This is a genomic window from Sorangium sp. So ce176 (assembly GCF_051519835.1).
Lineage (GTDB): Bacteria > Myxococcota_A > Polyangia > Polyangiales > Polyangiaceae > Sorangium > Sorangium cellulosum_G.
The window spans coordinates 10068391-10088057 of the sequence record NZ_CP150371.1; the positions used below are offsets into that span (position 1 = coordinate 10068391).

A 19667-nucleotide genomic window follows, 5' to 3' on the forward strand; every position below is an offset into this window, starting at 1 on the left:
GAAGGGGTCGTGAATCGGGCGGACTCGTTTGCTCAACCGCGCCGGGAGCGCAGGAGTTTTCACTGGCGGGCGACACGCGCATGCGCGGAGGGAGCTGGCGATTTGCCGCGTGTCCGCTCGACTCGGCTCGATACGCCGGCAGGCGGGCGGACCCGCTTCGCGTCCGTGCTCCCGCTCCGATTCTCGGAGGGCTTGCGCTGCAGCTCGCCCTCGTCTTGCCCCGTGTCCGCGTACTCCACGGCGAGCGGCGGCGCCGCGCTCGCCCATCCGGGCTTGTTTTGGACGTTTCCTACCGAGATGTCCGGCGCACGGAGCATGTCCGGGCGCACGGAGACGCCGACATCCACACCGGCAGACTCGACCGCTGGATCGGTGTCCAGCACGGAGCCGCCCACCAGGTTGCCTCGCCCGCCGCGCTCCCCGGTCGGCAAGCACTCGACCAGCTCTCCTTCCGAGAGCTCGTAGGGATCACCCGGTCGGATCTTGTCGGCCGTGAGGGGAGAACGTGGCGGAGCGCCCATGGGGTATCTTCTCATACCTTATTGTTCCGGGTAGACCGGCGCGTCGATCTCGGTTTCTGCGCGCCGCGGGAGACGAGCGCCGCGAGCGGCCGCGGCGCCGCGCTCGCGCTCGCGCTCCCATCGCCGCGCTTGCGCTCACGCTCCCATGGCCGCAGGCGCGCGGATGCATCGCGGCCAGCGCGCCCGCTGCCTTCACGGGCCGACGGCGCGCTGCTCGACGAAGGTGCCGGCGCTGGTCGTGTACGCCAGCCAGAGCGAGCCGCCGCGGTCCGCCTCGATCGCCACGTGCTTGAACGACTTGCCCTCCACGGCAAGGCAGCGCGCCTGAAAGCGCCCCTCCGCGTCGAGCTGCCCGATCTCGAGCGCGTGCCGCGCCCCGGGCTCGGGCGCGATCGGTCGGACGCGGGCCACGTGGATCGGCGAGACGCCCTGCGTGGCCGCGATCGGCGCGGGGCTGAGGCCGTTCGGGTAGAGCGACCAGACAGCCGGCATGTCGTCGCGCGGCGCGTCGGCGATGCGGATCGCGGCCATGCCGAACTCGGACATGTCCTTCGACGCCGGGAGGAGCACGTACGCCGGGCCCTCGGGCCCGATCGCGAGCGCGCCGCCCATCCGCGACTCGCCCGCGTCGCCGACGAAGAGCACAGCGTCAGGGCCGAGCTCTAGCTTGCCTTCCGCGGTGGGCCGCAGCGTGCGGGCGTGGACCGGCGTCAGCGCCGAGCGCGCGTCGATGTACATCGCGAGCGCGCCGTCCTTCCACGGCGAAAGGGCGACGAACGTCGCGCCGCTGCCCTCCTCGGAGAGCGGCACGGCGGGCCTGTCGTCGAGCACCGCGAAGGCCTGCGTCACGACGCCCTCGCTTGTCTTGCGGTCCGAGAGAAAGGCGAGGAGCGTGTGCCCCCCGGGCAGCGGAACCGCGGAGATCCCCGTGCCGCGGCGCCCGGCGCCGAGGGGCGGCGCCGCCCCGCCGGACATCGGGGTCCTCCGGATCGTGCCGCCCTGATCCATGCAGAACACGAACCCGGAGGCGACGGCGCAGGCCGGCCACGACGCGCGCGCGGGCTCTCCGCTGCCGGCGCCGGCGTCGGTCGCGACATCGTCGCGCGGCGGGACCGAGCCGACGAGCGCGGCGAACGCCGGCGCGACGGGCTGCGCCACGCCGTCGCGGTTGAAGATCACCCGGAAGTCCGCGCGCGCCTTCTCGTCCGGGGACCACAGCAGCGCCGGCCCGCGGAGCGAGAGCGCGAGCGGGCCCCGGCGGAGCTTGCAGCCCGCGTCGGGCGCCGCGGCCGCGACTGCGGCGTCCGCGCCGGCGTCGGGCGCTGCCGCGTCCGGCGCTGCCGCGTCCGCTGCCGCGACGGCTCCCGCGTCCAGCGCCGCCGCGCTCGCCGCGGGGACAGGGGCGAGCGGGACGGAGGACGCCGGCGCGGCAGCGGCCACCTCCTGCGCCTGCGCCGGCCCGGCGTCAGGCGCGCCGGCGCCGCCACGGCAGGCGGCGAGCAGCGCTGCCAGCGCGACCAGGCAGGAACGGAAGGGCGAGGATCTCACCACCGTGGCCCGACCCCGACGGGGGCCAGGATGTTCCCCGTGCCCATGCGACGGGTATCCGGCGGGCCGCGCGGAGCGTCAACCCGGGACGCTTCACCGCGCGTCAACCCGGGACGCTTCACCGGAGCTGCTCCACCGGAGAGGGACGCCGTGGGGCGTCCGGCGAGCCACATCGTCCCGGGCCTTCGAGCAGGCCTACTGCTGCTCGAGCACCGTGATCGACCGGTCCCAGTACGAGGCGACAACCGCCCGCGCGCCGTCCTTCGAGACCGCCACCGCGCACGCGCCCTTGCCGGTGGGCAGCGACGCGACGACCTTCGGCGGGTCGCCCGCGATGACCGCGACGCCGCTGCCGACCGGCGGCCACTGCGTCCCGCCGAGCGCCACGAAGAGCGTCCTCCGATCGGGCGACGTCACGCCCGTCCGCGGGACCCCGCGGAACGGCAGCGTGCTCTTCACCGCCATCGTCGAGAGATCGATCACGCTCGCGGTCCGCGCTTCGGCGTTGAGCGTGATTCCATACCTGTCGTCGTGGAGCAGGTAGCCGGCGGTCGGCCCGACGCCGACAGGCGCCTTCCGCGTCTCGGTCACCCCGGCGACGCGCAGCAGGATCGCCGTGTTGGACAGCCGATCCGGGAAGAACACCGCGCCGCCGTCCGCGGTGATGTCGCCCTCGCGCGGCTCGCGCCCGACAGCGATGCTCCGCCGCGTCGCGCCGAACGGCGACTCGCTCGGGTCGAACAGGTCGATCCAGGCGCCCGCCGGGCGGCCGGCGTGCGTCAGCGCGCCGAGCGCCGCGATGTAAGGCCGCCCCTCGGCCTGCACAAGGAAGAGCTGCCCCGTCGCGTGCGGGAGCGTGATGTTCGCCAGCCGCACCCCCGTCGGCAGCTCGAACTTCGTCACCCGCTTCGTGTCCGTCGTCGCCGCGACAACCGTCCTGCCGTCCGGCAGCGCCACGATGTCGCCAGGGCTCCGCCCCACGTCGAGCAGGACCGGGTCGCGATCCCACGCGGTCGTGTCCATCACAGGGATCCGCGCGGCGTCCTCGTGCCGCAGCACAGCGACGTACCGGTCGAACAGCAGCCGGATGTGATCGCCCTGCGCCGGCACCGACGCCTTGTGGATGATCTCGCCGCTGTCGAGCTTGTACTCGCGCAGCGACGCGTCGTCCCCGCTGACGTAGATCGACGTGCCGCTCGGGTTGAAGACAACGTCGAGCGGGTGGACGTCCCCGATCCGGAAGTCGCGGGCGCGCCAGCGGCCCGTCGGCTCGGGCGGCGGGGGCGGCGGCGTCGGGTCCGGGCCGAACGCGGCGGGGTTCGGCGCGTCGTCGGGCACATCGGGCGAGGCCGCGCCCTCGGGCGTGAGCGCTGTCAGCGGCGGGGCCTCGCCGACGGGCGACTTCAGGCTCGTCACGAGGGCGATGATCACGGCCGCGACGCCGCTCGCCACCGACACCGACACCCGCGTCAGGCGCGGTTCGCGGCCCGAAAGCGAGGCGGAGGAGCCGCGGGGACGCTCGCCCAGCCACGCCTTGCAGGCGCGGCACTTGCGCGCCCCCTCGACGACGCGGACGCCGCAGCTCGGGCACGGGACGCGACGCTCGCTCATTGCAGCACCCACGCGACCTTGGCGCGATCGCCGAGCGCGAGCGCCGAGCCGCCGTCCGGGGCGAGCCGGATCCGCGTCGGCTCGCCGCCGAGCGGGTGGACCTTCGCCGCGTAGCTCTTCAGGTCGACGAGCGCCACCGAGCCGGCCCCGTCGCCGCTCAGCGCCACGACCGCCTGCGCCCCGTCCGGCGCGACCGCCATGTCGAGCGCGCGGCCGGGGAACGTGACAGCGCGGACGAGCTCGCGCTTCGCCAGGTCGAAGACCTGGATCGCCCGCCCCTCGTTGCACCGCACGATCGCGCGCCTGTCGCTCCGGACGAGCTCGATCTGCTCCGGCTCGCGGCACGTCGTGATGCGCGCCTCCTGCCGCACCGCGCCCGATGGGAGCCAGGTGAGCGGCACCAGGGTGTTCTCGGCCCGGAGCGCGACGAACCCCGCCGAGCCGTCCGGGCTCATGAGCGCGCTGGCCGGGTTGCCCACCATCGAGGTGCGCACGCGATCCTGCTCCGACCCGAGCCGGCTCGGGTCGAACGGGTACGCGACGCCACCCGACGCCGGCTCGCGCTGGCCAGGCTGCGGGAGCTGGCCCGTGGTCGTGATCGCGCGGGAGCCGCTGTCGTCGACGGCCACGGGGCCCACGGCGTCGTCGCCGAACTGGATGCGCTCGATCTCGGCGTGGTACTCGGTCGCGAGGATCGCCACCGCGTGCGCCTCCGGCAGCGAGGCGAGCGCGCGCCGGCCCGAGGCGCCGACGACGACGTCGCCCACGGCCTCGCCGAGCTCGATCGTCTTGAGCAGCCGCGTGGTGGCGGCGTCGATCACGTAGATGCGCGAGGGCGAGGTCGCGTAGACGACGTCGCCCACGCGGTAGAGGCGCCGCACGTGGGGCGCCTCGGTGACGAGGCTCAGCGCCTCGCCCGTCCTGGAGCTGCGCACCTCGAGGCCGGAGGAAAGCGCGACAGCGAAGCGATCGCGGTCGAGCGGGAGCGCGTCGGCCGCGTCCTTGGGGAGGGGGAAGGGCCCGGCGATCGACGGCGCGTCGACCAGGTGGCCCACGTTGTTCGGGCGCTGCCAGACGCAGCGGCCGAGCTGGCACGACTCGCCGCTCCAGCAGGGGGCGCCGCACACAGGCGCCGGCGGGGCGACCGCCGTGGCGGCCCTGGACGGCGAGAACCGGTGGGGCGCCAGGTAGCGCAGCGCCCCGCCGGTGCTGATGAGCCCGAGGATGGCGCCGATCGTGACGAGCGGGCGCCAGTGCAGCGAGAGCCAGCTCGCGTCCGGCGGGGCGTCGGGGACCGAGGGGGCCCGCACCGGCTTCCTCGTTGCGTCGGGCGGCTCGCCGCACTCGGGGCAGAGGGCCACGCCGGCGGTGATGCGCTCGAGACAGACAGGGCAAATCGCCTCACTGGCGCTGGGCGGGCGGGTCGACGGCGCGTCCGCCCACTCGGCCGACGGGCTCGCCTCGGCGGCATGGAGGGCCTCCCGCGCGTCAGCGGCGCTGGAGCCAGGCTCGATGTCGCTCGACGTCTCGTGGTCCACTGCGCACCTGCGTCTCTACCGGGAGCGGTCCCGCGTACTCCGAGCGTGCCCGGATGTCGAGCCCCTCGTGGTGGCGCACCGGACACAGCGACGTCGCCGCGCCGGTGCCCCGGCGGTGATCGAGCGGACGCAGACGGGAAGTCGAGCTGCCTCGGGGGAGGGCTCGCGCGGGCAGGATGAAGGTGGCAGGGGCATCAGGTGAGCATGGTTGTGGCCGCCAGCTCAGGAGTCGGCCGGCGGCCGTTCAAGGCCAGCTCAGGAGTCGGCCGGCGGCCGCTGGATGGCCGCAACATCGGTGTAGTCGGACTGCCCGACTGGCTCGCGCCCGTCCTTCGGCGCAGACGGGTCGTTGCCCGCGGGCCGGTCGGCATACGCCTCGTCCCGGGGATCCGCGTCGTCGTCCTCGGGCTGCGCGCCCGGCGGATCGAGCCCGGGGCTGTGCCCGATCTCCTCCGACGGCACGCCCTCGCCCGCCCCGGTGTGCGCGGCCGTCCGCTCCGCGGCGTCACGTCGTTGATCACCCATCGTCGCTTCCTCCTTCCGCGTTACGCGTTCAGCGTTCCGTGCGCTGTCCTGTATGCAATCCAGCGTCCACTCCCGCCGGCGCGCCTGTGGGAGAAGGTCATTCACGGCGCCGGGCACAGCCGTCCATGCGGACGAGCCCGGCCCCTGTCGTTGTCTGCGCCCCAGGTGGCGCCGCGGCGCAGGCGACCAGCGCGCTCATCGGGGGCGACCCGCTCGACGCCCTCCGAGGCCCTGTCGCGCGGGTTCGACGCCGACCTCACCGGAGCGAGCAGAAACGTATGGGATCAAACAATTTCAGCGACCTGGGTTCGCCGGCCTCCGGCCACGAGGCCCCGGGAGCATCGATGGTAGAAAATGCCAGCGTGAGCACACTCAATCGCTTGCTGGAGGTGCGCAATTCCGCTGATGACGCATTACGTCAACACGCCGGAATAGCGCTCTCATGCTAGTTTGCCGTCGGGGCTTGGGAAGACATCTTAGAGCGAGGTCGGCGATGAAGGCGATGAAGACGGCGGCGGGTTGCGGGGCGGTGCTTGCGCTTGTGGGCGTGCTGAGCGGGTGCAGTGCAGAGGCGAGTCATCGCAACGGCGGGGACTCGTCGTCTGAGGGCGCCGGCGGGCCTGGCGGACCTGGCGGGACTGGCGGGCCTGGCGGGCCTGGGCCCGGCGGGACCGGGGGCTACGACGACAGCTTCGGCTCGGTCAACCCCACCACCACGGGCGGCACCGGCGGTGGGAACCCCGGAGAGAACGGGCAGCAAAACGGGGAGTCCTGCGATGGCAAGTTCACCGGCCGGGTGCGCGACTTCAAGGAGGAGCACCCCGACATGGAGCCGCAGGACGTCGGCAAGTGCTCGAACTGCGACGACCACCTGATCGTCACCGACACCCTCGGAGAGGACCTGAAGCCCATCTACGCCGGCGGGCCCGATGGCACCATGACCACGACCGGCAAGGCGAACTTCGACATGTGGTTCCGCGACATGGAAGGCGTGAACATGCCGAAGAACATCACGCTCCAGTTCGAGGACCCCGACAGAGACGGCGTGTGGACGTACAACGACCAGCTCTTCTTCCCCATCGACAATGAGCTCTTCGGCAACGAGGGGCGGGAGCACAACTACCACTTCACCTTCGAGATGCACATGGGCTTCGAGTACAAGGGCGGCGAGCAGTTCACGTTCGCCGGCGACGACGACGTCTTCACGTTCATCAACGGAAAGAAGGTCGTCGACCTCGGGGGCATCCACGCCGAGCAGACAACGATCGTCGACCTCGACGAGCTCGGGCTCGAGGTCGGGAAGACCTACCAGCTCGACTTCTTCTTCGCCGAGCGCCACGTGACCGACTCCCACTTCCGGATCGACACCTCGATCGAGTTCATCAACTGCGGCGTCGAGGTGAAGTGACGCAGGCCGACCGGCGCGGGCGAGGCCGATAGCGCGCTGGCGCGCCCGGATCGCCCCGCCGCCCGCTCACTCCGCGCAGGAGAAGGTCTGTGGGCAGGCCGTCGACGCCTCGCAGTCGTCGCCGCACTCCTCGTGACAGCTCACGCACGCGGCGAAGCTCTCCTCGGTGGAGCAGAAGGGCACCGCGTCGCGCAGCCGATCGCAGCGCTGCTGCGCCTCCTCGGTCGAGAGCCCCCCGCAGCCGGCTGCGAGGGCGACCAGCGAGAGCAGTGCCGTGCCAAACCCCTGTCGTCGAGCCATCATCGCCTCCTTCGAGCCCCCCGAGCCTATCCGAAGCGCCGCGGTGAGGCCCGGCTTTCCGCGCCGCGCGCTCAGCCGTCCGCCGGGCGCGCGGGCGCGGCGAGCCCGTACGTGCCGGCGCCGCTCACCTGGATCCACGCGCGCGTCACCTGGATCGGGCGGCCCGCCCGGGCCACGGCGGCGGCCGCGTCGCCGAGGTCGCGCGCGCACGCGGCGTGCAGGTCGTCGGTCGTCTCGTGGTCCTCCGCGGAGCGGCGGATCCAGACAGCGGTGGACGGCATCGCCGCGCCCTCGTGCCTGTCCTGCCAGCGCCTGCCGACGAGGTGCGCCCGGAGGAGCTTCCGCGCGTCCGGGGGCGTGTCCGGGTGAAGCTCGTAGACCATCGTCGCGATGAATGACCTCATGCGCGGAGGCTGCCAAAGCGGCGTGGGCACGTCCAGAGAGGCAGAGCGCGGCCGGGCACCGGCGTCGCCGCGCGCGCCCTCGGATCGTGCGCTGGGTTGCACCCGCGCGGGGGCGCGCTCATGCCGTGGCTGCCAGCGGCTCCGTCGCGCCTGGGAGCGCCGGGGCATCTTGATCCAGGCCGTGCTCGACGCTGTGCCTCTGCCGATCCGAGGCTCCCCTGCAGGGCATCTCCGCGCGCTCGGTGCCCCAGCGCACGCCACGTCCGGCTCCTCCCGGCGCCGCTCCTCGGCGCAGGCGAGGGCCTCGGCGGCGAGGCGCTGCGCTAGCATGCGCCGATGTCGCTCGACCCCCGGCGCATCCTGCCCATCGCGGACCGCCTCCACGCGGAGCCCGGCGTTGCGGGCCGGGATGTGACGATCGCCTTCCTCGACTCCGGCTTCTACGCCCACCCGGATCTCGTCACGCCGCGCCGCCGCATCCTCGCCTACCACGACCTCTTCGCGCCCGAAGCGGGCCTGTCGGCGCTCGATCTCCCGGATGTGTCGTCGTGGCACGGGATGATGACGTCGGTGGTCGCCGCGGGAAACGGCGCGCTCTCCGACGGGCGCTTCCGCGGGCTCGCGTGGGAGGCGAACGTCGTGCTGGTGAAGGTCGGCTCGGCGCACCGCATCGTGCACGACGACATCCGCAGGGGCATCGAGTGGGTGATCGCGCACCGCGAGCAGTACGGGATCCGCGTGCTCAACATCTCGTGCGGGGGCGATTACGAGGAGTCGTACCTGACCGGCAGCCTGTCGCGCGCGGCCGACGACGCGAGCCGGCACGGCATCGTTGTCGTGGCGGCGGCGGGCAACGCCGGGCACGACGCGGCGCACAACGTCCTTCCGCCGGCGAGCGCGCCGAGCGTCATCGCTGTCGGAGGGCTCGACGACGGCGGGGCCGGGGAGCAGACGTGGAACTACCACTCGTCGTACGGGCTCACCGTCGACGGGCTGCAGAAGCCGGAGCTCATCGCGCCGGCGATCTGGCTGGCGGCGCCCATCCTGCCCGGGACGCCGACGGCGGCGCAGGCGCAGCTCCTGTCGCTGCTCGACAGCGCGCCGGACGAGCAGCTGCCAGGGCTGCTCGTCGAGCACGCGTGCGTCGATCCGGACCTCGACGCCGTCGCCGGGCGCGAGCCGTACCTCGTGCGCCAGCTCGCGGCGGCCAGGCTGCGCGACCAGAAGGTGATCTCCGGCCACTACAAGCACGTCGACGGGACGAGCTTCGCCGCGCCGATCGTGAGCAGCGTCGTCGCGCAGATGCTGGAGGCGAACCCGCGCCTCACGCCGCAGCAGTGCCGGCGCATCCTGATGAAGACGGCGCGCGGGCTGCCAGGCATCGCGCTCGAGCGGCAGGGCTGGGGCGTCGTGCAGCCCCGCGCCGCCGTGGCCGCGGCCCGCGCCGCCTGAGGGGGGCGCAGGGCAGATCGCGGCGCCGGCGCGGCGCCGCGCTCAGCTCCGCCCCGCCCCCGTCACTGCGGCACGGGCAGCGCCTTCTCGGCCCACTGCGGGATGTGGTTGCCCGTGGGGTTCGCCATGTCGTCGTTCTGCTGCGGCATCCACACCGGCGCGAAGCTCGGATCGCCGTCGATCGACCCGCCCGGCGCGAGCGTCACGGCGGCGAAGGCGAGGTGCTTGCCGTCCGGCGACCAGGCTCGCGCCCGGGGGGCGCGCCGGGCAGCGCGATCTCGCCGGCGACCTTCACGGTGACCTCGGCGGTCGCCGTGATCGAGCCGCCCGCGGCGGTCACCCGGACCCGGCCGGGCGAGGCGGTCGTTAGCTGCCCGGCGTCCACGTGGGCGAAGAGGTCGTCGGCGCTCCATGTCACCCGGCCGGTGACGTCGCGCTCGGAGCCGTCCTGGAAGCGGCCGATCGCGCTGAGCTGCACGGCGGCAGCCTTGCCGTACGCGAGCTCGACCGAGGTGGTGCCCGGGTCGACGCGCAGCGAGACGAGCCCCTCCACCGCGCCGCCGGCGCCGCTGGACGAGGAGCCGCCCCCGCCCTGCGCCCCGCCCGCCGACGCGCCCGTGCCGCCGTCCGACGACGAGGAGCACGCCGCCCCGGCCGCCGCGAGGGCGAGGAGGAGCGCCCCTCGATCCGCCTTGCGCGAGCCTGCCCTCGCGGAGAACACGCGTGATCTCATGGTCTGACCTCCGGTTCGAGCGCCGAACAGGCAGGCTACCAGAAGCGACGATCGGGGACATACGGCCTCGCCCCCGGCCCGCGCGCGACGACGTCTTCACGAGATCTGGGTCGAGCCGAGCTCGGCAACGTCGGAGAGATCCAGGAGCTCCGTTCGTCCATGGTGCACAAAAACACGCGTTCCGGCGCGGGCGCGGGGCCGCGGCGCGCGTCCCCGGGGCGGGCGCCGGGGGGCGATGGGCGGGCGCCGGGGGGCGACGAGCGCGGCGATCATCAGGCAGACGCGGCCATCCAGGGGGAATACCTTGCGTACCCCGTCGCCGGCCGGTAGCTTCCGGAGCGCCTCAAGGCTCGTTCGTCCTCGACCTCTGATCCGGCCGCCTGCTGCAACGTGGTTGCCTCTTCCGAACGTGGGGTGACGGCCGGTCATCGGGGAGCGTTTTCGCATGGCGGCCCGCGGCACGATCCGGGCCGCCTGCGAGGGAAGCGGGGATCGTGCAACGGGATCGGCGGCAGACATGAGCAAGCGGCTTTATGTGGGGAACCTCGCGTTCCATTCGACGGAAGACAGCCTTCGCAACGCGTTCGAGGCGGCGGGTGTCGAGGTTCTCTCGATTCAGTTGATGACGGATCGGATGACCGGGCAGTCTCGCGGGTTCGGCTTCGTCGAGGTGAGCGATGCCCAGGCGCAGGCGGCCATCAACGCGCTGCACGGCAAGGACCTCGACGGCCGCACCCTGACGGTCAATGAGGCGCGCGAGCGCACCGGAGGCCCCGGCGGGGGCGGTGGCGGCGGCGGCTTCCGTGGCGGCGGCGGCGGCGGCGGTGGTGGCCGCGGCGGCGGCGGCGGCGGCGGTCGCGGTGGCCGCGGAGGTGGCGGCGGCCGCGACCGCTGGTAGCGAGCGGCAGCGGATAGCTGGCAGCGAGGCTGCCAGCGGATAGCTGGCAGCGAGGCTGCCCCCCGGCGCGCTCCGCGCCGCGGGGGCCCCGCTGCGTCGTTCACATCGACGGCACCGAAGACGTCGACAACGTCGACATCACCGACAGCATCGACCAGCGCTGGCCGCGCCTGTGCGGCCAGCGCCGGGCGATCTCACTGGCTGGCGCGCTGCGACCCGGGGCGGCGGAACGGCTTGCGGCCGGCGAAGATCTGGCCGTCGCCGAGCGCGTACGCGATCCGGAGCAGCTGGTTGTACTTCGCGACGCGGTCCGAGCGGGACGCGGAGCCCGTCTTGATCTGGCCCGCGTTCGTCGCGACAGCGAGGTCGGCGATGAACGTGTCCTCGGTCTCGCCCGAGCGGTGGGAGATGATCGACCGGTAGCCGCCCTCGGCCGCCTGGCGGATGCACTCGAGCGTCTCGGTCACGGTGCCGATCTGGTTCAGCTTGATGAGGATGGCGTTGGCGAGGCCGTCCTCGATGCCCTTCGAGAGGCGGGCGGGGTTCGTGACGAAGAGGTCGTCGCCGACGAGCTGGATCTTCTTGCCGAGCCGCTCGGTGAGCAGCCGCCAGCCCTTCTCGTCGTTCTCGGCGATGCCGTCCTCGATCGACACGATCGGGAACGCCTTGCTGAGCTCCTCGTAGATCGCGACGATCTCCTCGCGGGTCTTCTGCTGCTTGTCGAAGGTGTACCGCTCGGTCTTCGCGTCGTAGAACTCGCTGAGCGCCGAGTCGAGCGCGACGCCGACGTCCTCGCCGGGGCGGTGGCCGGCGGCCTCGATGGCGCGCACGACGTACTCGAGCGCCGCCCGGTTCGACGCGAGGCGCGGGGCGAAGCCGCCCTCGTCGCCGACGGCCGTGATCATGCCGTCCTTCTTGAGCAGCCCCTTGAGGGTGTGGAAGATCTCGGTGCCGGTGCGCAGCGCCTCGGCGAACGACTCGGCGCCGTAGGGGACGATCATGAACTCCTGGATCTCCAGGCCGTTGTCGGCGTGCACGCCGCCGTTCAGGATGTTCATGAGGGGCGTCGGCAGGACGCGCGCCGCGGCGCCGCCGAGGTAGCGCCAGAGCGGCAGGTCGACCGTGTCCGCGGCGGCGCGCGCGGCCGCCATGGAGACGGCGAGGATCGCGTTGGCGCCGAGCTTCGACTTGTTCGCGGAGCCGTCCGCCTTGATGAGGACCTGGTCGAGCTCGGCCTGATCGAGCGCATCCATCCCGAGGATGGCCGGACCGAGGACGGTCTCGATGTTCTTCACCGCGGTGAGCACGCCCTTGCCGAGGAAGCGCTTCTTGTCGCCGTCCCTGAGTTCGACGGCCTCGTGCTCGCCGGTCGACGCGCCGCTCGGCACGGCCGCGCGGCCGGTGCCGCTCAGCGTGGTGACCTCGGCTTCGACGGTGGGATTGCCGCGCGAATCGATGACTTCGCGCGCGATGACGCTCTGGATCTCCGACATGACCTCTCCTCAAGGGGCCGCGTCCGCGCGGCCCCGGAAGTTCTCGAAGGGGGCTCGAGAAGCGGGCGGAGCATAGGCACGGCCCCTTCCGGATGTCGACGCTCCGGTGCACCGGCGGCCCTCGGCGGGCTCAGGTCGACCGCCGGCGGGGAGCGCGCGCGGGTCGACGGTCGGTGCGCGTCTGGCGTAAGCTCGCGGCCGCGTGGAAACCTCCATCGGCGTCTTCGGTGAGGAGATGCTCCTCTGGCTCTGCATGCTCCGCCAGTCCCCGCGGCGGCCGCCGGCCGATCACGTGCTGCGGCAGGCGAACCTGCTGCTCGAGGAGCTCAAGGCGACCAAGCTCGGGCGGGAGATGCCGATGGCGTCGGTCGACGACGGCATGTTCGCGATCGCCGCGTTCGCGGACGAGCTCGCGATGTCGCTGCCCGATCTCCGGCCGGTCTGGGCCCAGCGCCCGCTCCAGGCGGCGCGGTGGACGACGAACAACGCGGGCGTCGAGCTCTTCGAGCGGCTGGAGCGCGTGCGGAAGGGCCCGCTGCCGGTGATGGCGACCTACGCGTGCGTGCTCGGGCTCGGCTTCCGCGGCCGCTACGCGCTGCCGGGGCAGAGCACCGACGACCTGCTGCGGATCCGCCGCGATCTCTCGCTGAAGCTCGGCGTCGATCCGGATCGGGACTGGAACGGCGGGGTGCTCCGGCCGGTGCGCGTCGAGGGCGTCGCGGTCCAGCACCTCCCCAAGCTGCCGCTGTGGAAGTCCGCGATGGTCGGGCGGACGCTGGCGGCGCTCGTCGCGCTCGCGGGCGCGGCCGCGATGGCGTGGACGATCGCCCAAAGGGTCGGATGAGCGGCTCCTTCGTCTACGAGCTGGCGAGCGTCCACGCGCTGGTCCAGCAGGCGAACCCTGGCAGCGCCGAGGGGATCTACGCTGTCCCCTGCTACCTCGTGCTCGGCGAGCCCGGCTCGGGCCGCTCCACGGTGATCCGCTCGATGAACCTCACCTGGCCCGCGGGCGGCGGCCCGCTCGCGATCGGCGTGCCCGGGGCGCGGTGCTCGTACTGGCTGGCGAAGGAGGCGCTCTTCATCGAGCCCGAGGCGACGGTGCTCGGCCCGCGGCGGGAGCCGGCCGAGCTCGCGCAGCTCTGCGAGGAGCTGCGCCGCTCGCGCAAGCGCGAGCCGATCGACGGCATCCTCCTCGTGCTGAGCATCGCCGAGTTCATCGACCTCGACGAGCAGGGGGTGGACGCCTACGCGAACCGCGTGCGCGCGTACCTCCTCGAGGTGGGCCGCGCGCTGCGCGCGGACGTGCCGGCATACGTGGTGCTGTCGCGCTACGACACGCTCTGGGGGTTCGCCGAGGTGTTCCAGTGGACCGCCGAGCGCGGGCGCGAGGAGCCCTGGGGCTTCGCGCTCCCGCTCGAGACGGGCCTGGACAAGGCGGCGCCGCGCATCCTGCAGGAGCTCGAGGGGCTGAACGCGCGGCTGGAGTCGTATTGCCTGGCGCGGGTGAGCTCGGAGGATCCGCCCGAGGCGAGGACGCGGGCGTTCCAGCACCTCGCGGAGGTGCGGGGGCTGATGGCGCGGCTGCGGCAGCTCTTCGGCGTGATCGCGATGGAGAACGCGTTCGAGCGCGCGCCGTGGCTCCGTGCGGTGGCGATCGGCAGCGCGCTGCCGGGCATGGGCGACCGGCTGCGCGCGGGGGTGACGCGGTTCATCAACATGGGGCTGGCGCAGCCGCCGAACGCGGCTGTCGCGCAGCGGCCGGGCGGGCTGCCGATCCACCAGACGATGACGGCCGTCGTGCTGCCGGAGCGCGACATCGTGCCGCTCCGGCCGCGGTGGCGGGACGACAGGCTCACGCTGATCGGCTTCGTCGTCGGGCTGCTGCTGCTCGTCGGGGCGGGGATCACCGAGCTCATCCTGCGTCTCGTTGTGTGACGCCGCAGAGGGCTTGATCCTGGCGAGCTGACGGCGGGCGCTCGGCGACGCAGTCCGGGCTGTGTCTGATTCACGCTCACGGCGCGGCACCGCATTTGCAAGAAATGCGGCAGACAAGGAGGTTCCCATGGCGGAACAGCAGCGTCAGCAGGCGGGTCAAGATGTGTCCGTTGGCAGGTCGCAGCAGGGCAAGACCGGCAGCCAGGCGACGGGTCAGCCCTCCTCTCAGGCCGCCGGCGGGCAGTCCACCGGAATGCAGCGCCAGCAAGGTGGCGCGCCGATCGGGCGCTACGGCGGGGCGGGTGGCCTCATGAGCCCGTTCACGATGATGCGCCGGATGATGGAGGACATGGATCGCATGTTCGATGATCTCGGCTTCGGAGGGGTACTGTCGCCGTACAGGCAGGCCCGTCCGATGGCCGAGCAGGGCGGCGGGCGGGAGCTCTCGTCGTTCGGCGGCGGCCTCTGGGCGCCGCACATCGAGGTGGGTGAGCGCAGCGGCCAGCTCGTCGTGAAGGCCGATCTGCCCGGCGTGACGAAGGAGGACATCCGGGTGCAGCTCCAGGACGACGCGCTGATCATCGAGGGCGAGCGCCGGCAGGAGCAGCAGGAGCAGCGCGAGGGCGTGAGCTACACCGAGCGCAGCTACGGGTCGTTCGTGCGCTCCATCCCGCTGCCCGAGGGCGTGCAGCCCGAGGACGTGAACGCCACGTTCGAGAACGGCGTCCTCGAGGTCTGCCTGAAGCTGCCGCAGCAGCAGCGGCGCGGCCGCTCGGTCGAGATCAAGAGCGGCGGGTCCGCGGCGCAGATGGCGAGCGGGCAGGGCGCGAGCGCGGGCGGCGGCCAGGCGACGGCCGACAAGGCGAAGCAGCCCAGTTGATTGGCTTCATTCACGGCCGGGGGCGGCGGCGCGCCGCCCCCGGCGATCTGAGCCGGCGGAGGGACCGATGATCACCGACTGCGTTGTTCGGAACTGGTGGGCGCCTGTCGTTCGTGGCGTCCTCGCGATCGCCTTCGGCGCGCTCACGCTCGCCGTGCCGCGGATCAGCCTCAAGGTGCTGGTCCTGCTCTTCGGCGCGTATGCCCTGGCCGAGGGCGTGACGAACATCGCCGGCGCGGTCCGCGGCGGCGACGAGCGGCGCCGCTGGTGGGTCCTGCTCCTCGAGGGCCTGGTGAGCATCGGTGTCGCGCTCGTCACGCTGTTCTGGCCGGGCATCACCGCCTTCGCGCTCGCCCTCTGGATCGGCGCGTGGGCAGTCGTGACCGGCGCGCTGGAGATCGGCGCGGCGATCCGGCTGCGCAAGCACATCGAGGGCGAGTGGCTCCTCGCGCTCGGGGGGGTGCTCTCGATCGCCTTCGGCGTGCTCATGCTCGTCGCCCCTGGCGCGGGGGCGCTCGCGCTGGTCCTGTGGATCGGGGCGTATGCGCTGGTGTTCGGCATCTTCCTGATCGCGCTGGGGATCCGACTGCGATCGTTCAGCACCGCCGCGGTGGGGCCCGGCGCGGGGCCGATCCACGGGACGTGAGGAGGTCGCCAGACGCCTCCCCTGACGGGGGGCCGGCGGTGCCTGGAGAGCGCTTTTGGCGCTCCCGGGCACCGTGGCGGACGGGGCGGCTCACGCCACCGCTTCTTCGAGCTCGCCGAGGACGATCACCGCCGCGACAGCCGGCTCGAAGAACTCGGCCTTCACGGCGCGGTACGCCGGATCGGCGAAGAACCGCTCCCGCGTCGCGCGATCGGGGAACACGATCGTGAAGACGCGGTTGATGCGCTCATCCCCCTTCAGCACGCGCGCCACGACGAAATCGTGGCCGAAGGCGCCGCCGTAGGTCGAGAGGATCGGCGTCATGCGGGCGCGGTAGCTGGCGTAGGCCGCCTCGTCCGTCACCTGGAGCCCCATCAGGAGCACGTGCTTCCGGCCCTCAGCGTCCATGGGAGTAGCCTCCGTCCACGTCGAGCGTCGTGCCGGTCACGAAGCCGGCCCTGGCCAGGTACAGCGCCGCGTCCGTCGTGTCCCGCACCTCGCCGATCCGCCCGAGCGGGTGAATCGAGGCCATCGAATCCGCGTTCTCGCCGATGAGCGGCGTGCGGATGATGCCGGGCGCCAGCGTGTTCACGCGGATGTTGTGGCGGGCCAGCTCGGCCGCGAGCGAGACGGTGAGCGCGTGGACGCCGCCCTTGCTGGCCATGGCGGCCGAGGCCGGCATGGCCGTCATGGCCTGCTGCACGAGCACCGTGCCGACATTGATGATCGAGCCCCCGCCGCCCTCGATCATCAGCGGCACCGCGGCCTGGGTCATCAGGAACGTCCCCTTCACGTTGGTGGCGAAGAACCGGTCGAGGTCCTCCTCCGTGCTCTCGAGGAACGGCTTCACGCCGAAGATCCCGGCGTTGTTGATCAGCACATCGACGCCGCCGAAGCGCTCCCGCGCGGCGGCGACGACAGCCAGCGCCGTGGCCCTGTCGCCCACGTGGCCCGGCACGGCGACGACGCGCGCGCCGCCCTCGAGGCTCCGCCGCGCCCGGTCGAGCTTCTCCGGATCGCGCCCGTTCAGGACGAGGCTCGAGCCCTCGGCCAGGAAGCGCCTCGCGAGATCGAGGCCGATACCGCTGCTGGCGCCGGTGATGATGACGCGATCGATTCGGTTGGACATGGAGTGTCGCTCCTCTCTTGTCGACACCCTGATGCCACACCCCGGAACAAGAAAGTGGTATGTTCCTATGGACTCCATAACCTCCGGTTATGGACCTGCGCGCGCCGCCATGACCTACGATCAGCTCGTCGCCTTCCTCGCCGTCGCGGGCGAGGGCTCGTTCAGCGCCGCGTCCGCGCGGCTGCACAAGTCCCAGCCGGCGGTGAGCAAGCTGGTGCGCAACCTGGAGGGCGAGCTCGGGGTCGAGCTGTTCGATCGCCGGGAGTACCGCGCCACGCTCACCGACGCGGGCCGCCTGTTCCACGAGCGCGCAGCGGCGGTCATCGAGAGCACCGAGGCGCTGCGGAGCTTCGGCATGCGGCTCTCGGGCAAGGTGGAGCCGATCGTGCGGCTCGCGGTCGAGGCGGTGACGCCGCTCGGGCCGATCATGGCCGTCTTCCGCGGGGTGCAGGCGCGCTATCCGCTGGTGCGCATCGAGCTCGGCACCGAGCGGCTGTCGGGCGCCGCCGACGCGCTGCGCGAGCGCCGCGCCGATCTCGCCGTGGCCACGAGGCTCGGGATCGACGCGTCCGAGGTCGAGATGGCGCCCTTCTGCGACGTGCGCGTGCTCCCTGTGGCGCGCTTCGATCACCCGGTGGCCACCTGCGGCACGCCCATCCCGCCGGCGCTGCTGCGGGCGCACGCGCAGATCGTCCTGCGCGACAGCGCGACGGGGAGCTCCTCGCCGTCGCTGAACGTGCTGGAGGGCGGCCTGCGCTGGAGCGTCACCGACGTCGCGTCGAAGCGGGAGGTCATCGCCGCGGGCATGGGCTGGGGCGGGCTGCCCGAGCACGTGGCCGCCGACGCGCTCGCGGCGGGCGAGCTGGTGAGGTTGCAGGTGCCCGAGTTCAAGGCCGACGTCATGGAGCTGTTCGTGATGCGTCGCCGTGACCGCCCGCACGGCGTCGTCGCGCAGGCGCTCTGGGAGGCGCTGCGGAGCGGCGGCCGCGACGCCGGGGCGCCCGCGTCGGCGGGGAAGGCCCGGCGCCGGCGGAAGAGGGGCTGAAGCCGGTGGCGCGTCGCCTCGTCGGCACGACGCGCGCGCGTTGCGCTCCAGCATTCCTCCGCGGCCTCGATGTGCCGCGCTGCCACCTTGCGATCGGCCACGCCGTCGTCCGGCCCCCCTGGAGAAGCGACGCCAGCTCAACAACTCATCTGTACATCGAAGATGTCCGCCTTCACTCCACAGCCCGCGGGATCATGAGCCTCGACGACAGCGCCTGCGTGGTGACGAGCGGCTCCGGACGATACCGCCAGCGTGCCAGCGTGCCAGCGTGCCAGCGTGCCAGCGTGTTTTTCTGGGTGGCAGGCCCCTCCTGCACGATAAAGAGGCGCGATGTCCGTGCGGAGCACCTGGCCCGACGTTTGCCAGAACGTTTGCTAGAGCCGTCCCCGGATAACGCTTTAGTTCTACGGCGCCCGCAGTAGCCGTTCCGAGGATCAAATGACGCGCGAGGAGGTCGCGCACGCGCTTGAGCAACCCGGGACAGGTCCCGCCTTTGGAGCTTCATGACTTCAAAACGTCTATTTTTGCTTCTCCCTCATGGACTTCAGCGGCAAAGCCCGTGTCTCGCCCTGCGTGCCACGAACACGAAGCATATCATTCAATATATACCGAGAGCGATATACCTATGACCAGCAACCAGAATTCGAAGCTCTTCCGCGGAATGGGAGGACCTGGACTCGCATGGGCTCGCATGGGCGCAGCCGGCGTGCTGCTCGCTGTGGCGACCGTGGGGTGCAGCGCCGCAGACGCGAGCGATGACTTTTCCGACGAACCGATCGCGACGGACATGCAAGAGGTCCGTGCCGGCACGCCAGGCGGCGGGGTCGGCACCGTGGAGATCGGTGGCTGCACCGGAACGCTGCTCGGTCGACACATGATCCTGACCGCGGCGCACTGCTTCGACAGCAGCCTCGGAACGGCGCTGTCGGGGATCGTGAGCACCAGGGTATCCTACGCGCACGACGGGGGCACCTGGAGCTGCATGACAGGGACCCCCGCGAACGACAAATGCCAGGTGAAGCGCGACATCTTCGTGCACCGCTACCAGGTGGGATGGGACGCGAAATATGACCTGGCCGTCGCCTTCACCAGCACGATCGGCGGCTCGTTCCAGAACGTGACTGCCTCCCACGCAGCCGACGGGTTCTACACAGGGGAGCTGTCTCCCGCGGAGCCCTATCGACTCTATGGGCGAGGCTACGAAAGCCCGTCTGGCACCGGCGGTGGAATCATGCGCTGGATGGAAGACTCGCTGAACTGGGTAGGCGAGAGGCACTTCGTCACGGACGCGGGATGGGACCGAGTTTGCTCGGGCGACTCAGGCAGCCCGTACTTCCTCAGGAACGCAGGCGGCCCCACCAAGTGGACGTTCGGCATACACTCCAACAGGGACGATTCAGGCGACGCGTGCGCCGCGGAGGGCGACAAGTTCCGGGGCATGCGGCTGACCCCGTTCCGGGCCAGCCAGATCAATGATTACCGCGCCGACCGAGGACTTCCGCCCTGCGTGCATCCCTCGGCTTCATCCACTGATTTCTGGGTCTGCCTGTGAGCGGCTACTGATCCAGGCTGCTGCTCGCGCCGCCCGCCGCCCCTCTGGC

At 72.2% G+C, this 19667-nt stretch carries 20 protein-coding genes; 9 read left to right on the forward strand and 11 right to left on the reverse strand.

The annotated features are described in order from the left end of the window. Nucleotides 1-713: 713 nt before the first annotated feature. From WMF42_RS38180 to WMF42_RS38195, 4 genes are all read right to left on the reverse strand, one after another. Nucleotides 714-2069, reverse strand: coding sequence for a hypothetical protein (locus WMF42_RS38180; protein ID WP_437688113.1), 1356 nt, complete (start codon nucleotides 2067-2069; stop codon nucleotides 714-716). Nucleotides 2070-2264: 195 nt separating this feature from the next. Beyond that, entirely contained in the window at nucleotides 2265-3680 is a 1416-nt protein-coding gene (locus WMF42_RS38185; protein WP_437688115.1) for a YncE family protein, read from the reverse strand. After that, nucleotides 3677-5218, reverse strand: a complete 1542-nt coding sequence (locus WMF42_RS38190) for a YncE family protein (protein WP_437688117.1) — start codon at nucleotides 5216-5218, stop codon at nucleotides 3677-3679. Before WMF42_RS38190 ends, WMF42_RS38185 begins: the two co-directional genes overlap by 4 nt. Nucleotides 5219-5473: 255 nt before the next feature. Further along, nucleotides 5474-5743: a hypothetical protein gene (locus WMF42_RS38195; RefSeq protein WP_061611779.1), complete on the reverse strand. Its 270-nt coding sequence runs from the start codon at nucleotides 5741-5743 to the stop codon at nucleotides 5474-5476. Between the two features lie 493 nt (nucleotides 5744-6236). Here WMF42_RS38195 and WMF42_RS38200 point away from each other — a divergent pair, with 493 nt between their 5' ends. Beyond that, nucleotides 6237-7151, forward strand: coding sequence for a fibro-slime domain-containing protein (locus WMF42_RS38200; protein WP_437688119.1), 915 nt, complete (start codon nucleotides 6237-6239; stop codon nucleotides 7149-7151). A gap of 66 nt (nucleotides 7152-7217) precedes the next feature. Here the strand turns inward: WMF42_RS38200 and WMF42_RS38205 are convergent, their stop codons facing one another. Next, nucleotides 7218-7454: a hypothetical protein gene (locus tag WMF42_RS38205; RefSeq protein ID WP_437688121.1), complete on the reverse strand. Its 237-nt coding sequence runs from the start codon at nucleotides 7452-7454 to the stop codon at nucleotides 7218-7220. Between the two features lie 68 nt (nucleotides 7455-7522). After that, entirely contained in the window at nucleotides 7523-7855 is a 333-nt protein-coding gene (locus tag WMF42_RS38210; RefSeq protein ID WP_155798887.1) for a hypothetical protein, read from the reverse strand. A gap of 336 nt (nucleotides 7856-8191) precedes the next feature. Between WMF42_RS38210 and WMF42_RS38215 the strand changes: the two genes are divergently transcribed. Beyond that, nucleotides 8192-9307 carry a S8 family serine peptidase gene (locus WMF42_RS38215; RefSeq protein ID WP_061611781.1) on the forward strand — a complete coding sequence of 372 codons (1116 nt, stop codon included), beginning with the start codon at nucleotides 8192-8194 and terminating at the stop codon, nucleotides 9305-9307. A gap of 62 nt (nucleotides 9308-9369) precedes the next feature. Here WMF42_RS38215 and WMF42_RS38220 read toward each other — a convergent pair whose 3' ends face one another. Together WMF42_RS38220 and WMF42_RS38225 are read right to left on the reverse strand one after the other, a co-directional pair. Further along, nucleotides 9370-9513: a hypothetical protein gene (locus WMF42_RS38220; protein WP_155798888.1), complete on the reverse strand. Its 144-nt coding sequence runs from the start codon at nucleotides 9511-9513 to the stop codon at nucleotides 9370-9372. Then, complete coding sequence (locus tag WMF42_RS38225; RefSeq protein ID WP_155798889.1) at nucleotides 9510-10040, reverse strand: hypothetical protein; 531 nt, start codon at nucleotides 10038-10040, stop codon at nucleotides 9510-9512. The genes WMF42_RS38220 and WMF42_RS38225 overlap by 4 nt, the downstream gene beginning before the upstream one ends. 517 nt (nucleotides 10041-10557) lie before the next feature. Between WMF42_RS38225 and WMF42_RS38230 the strand changes: the two genes are divergently transcribed. Continuing rightward, the gene (locus tag WMF42_RS38230) at nucleotides 10558-10938 is read left to right on the forward strand and encodes an RNA recognition motif domain-containing protein (RefSeq protein WP_437688124.1); all 381 of its coding nucleotides are present in this window, start codon (nucleotides 10558-10560) and stop codon (nucleotides 10936-10938) included. A 194-nt stretch (nucleotides 10939-11132) separates the two neighbouring features. On the opposite strand, the gene eno is transcribed toward WMF42_RS38230, so the two are convergent. Then, nucleotides 11133-12431, reverse strand: coding sequence for a phosphopyruvate hydratase (gene eno, locus WMF42_RS38235; RefSeq protein ID WP_061612785.1), 1299 nt, complete (start codon nucleotides 12429-12431; stop codon nucleotides 11133-11135). 202 nt (nucleotides 12432-12633) lie between these two features. On the opposite strand from eno, the gene WMF42_RS38240 reads away from it, so the two are divergent. The 4 genes from WMF42_RS38240 to WMF42_RS38255 all read left to right on the forward strand — a co-directional run bounded on the left by WMF42_RS38240 (nucleotide 12634) and on the right by WMF42_RS38255 (nucleotide 15892). Further along, nucleotides 12634-13275: a DotU family type IV/VI secretion system protein gene (locus tag WMF42_RS38240; RefSeq protein WP_437688126.1), complete on the forward strand. Its 642-nt coding sequence runs from the start codon at nucleotides 12634-12636 to the stop codon at nucleotides 13273-13275. Beyond that, the gene (locus WMF42_RS38245) at nucleotides 13272-14366 is read left to right on the forward strand and encodes a type VI secretion system protein (RefSeq protein WP_434043538.1); all 1095 of its coding nucleotides are present in this window, start codon (nucleotides 13272-13274) and stop codon (nucleotides 14364-14366) included. The genes WMF42_RS38240 and WMF42_RS38245 overlap by 4 nt, the downstream gene beginning before the upstream one ends. Before the next feature lie 127 nt (nucleotides 14367-14493). Further along, the gene (locus WMF42_RS38250; RefSeq protein WP_437688129.1) at nucleotides 14494-15246 is read left to right on the forward strand and encodes an Hsp20/alpha crystallin family protein; all 753 of its coding nucleotides are present in this window, start codon (nucleotides 14494-14496) and stop codon (nucleotides 15244-15246) included. Between the two features lie 67 nt (nucleotides 15247-15313). Beyond that, nucleotides 15314-15892: an HdeD family acid-resistance protein gene (locus WMF42_RS38255; RefSeq protein WP_437688131.1), complete on the forward strand. Its 579-nt coding sequence runs from the start codon at nucleotides 15314-15316 to the stop codon at nucleotides 15890-15892. Nucleotides 15893-15982: 90 nt separating this feature from the next. On the opposite strand, the gene WMF42_RS38260 is transcribed toward WMF42_RS38255, so the two are convergent. After that, complete coding sequence (locus tag WMF42_RS38260) at nucleotides 15983-16300, reverse strand: DUF1330 domain-containing protein (RefSeq protein ID WP_437688133.1); 318 nt, start codon at nucleotides 16298-16300, stop codon at nucleotides 15983-15985. Continuing rightward, the gene (locus tag WMF42_RS38265; protein ID WP_437688135.1) at nucleotides 16290-17021 is read right to left on the reverse strand and encodes an SDR family NAD(P)-dependent oxidoreductase; all 732 of its coding nucleotides are present in this window, start codon (nucleotides 17019-17021) and stop codon (nucleotides 16290-16292) included. The genes WMF42_RS38260 and WMF42_RS38265 overlap by 11 nt, the downstream gene beginning before the upstream one ends. 109 nt (nucleotides 17022-17130) lie before the next feature. On the opposite strand from WMF42_RS38265, the gene WMF42_RS38270 reads away from it, so the two are divergent. Beyond that, the gene (locus WMF42_RS38270) at nucleotides 17131-18066 is read left to right on the forward strand and encodes a LysR family transcriptional regulator (RefSeq protein WP_437688137.1); all 936 of its coding nucleotides are present in this window, start codon (nucleotides 17131-17133) and stop codon (nucleotides 18064-18066) included. A gap of 691 nt (nucleotides 18067-18757) precedes the next feature. After that, nucleotides 18758-19618 carry a trypsin-like serine peptidase gene (locus WMF42_RS38275; RefSeq protein WP_437688139.1) on the forward strand — a complete coding sequence of 287 codons (861 nt, stop codon included), beginning with the start codon at nucleotides 18758-18760 and terminating at the stop codon, nucleotides 19616-19618. The last annotated feature ends 49 nt before the right edge of the window (nucleotides 19619-19667 follow it).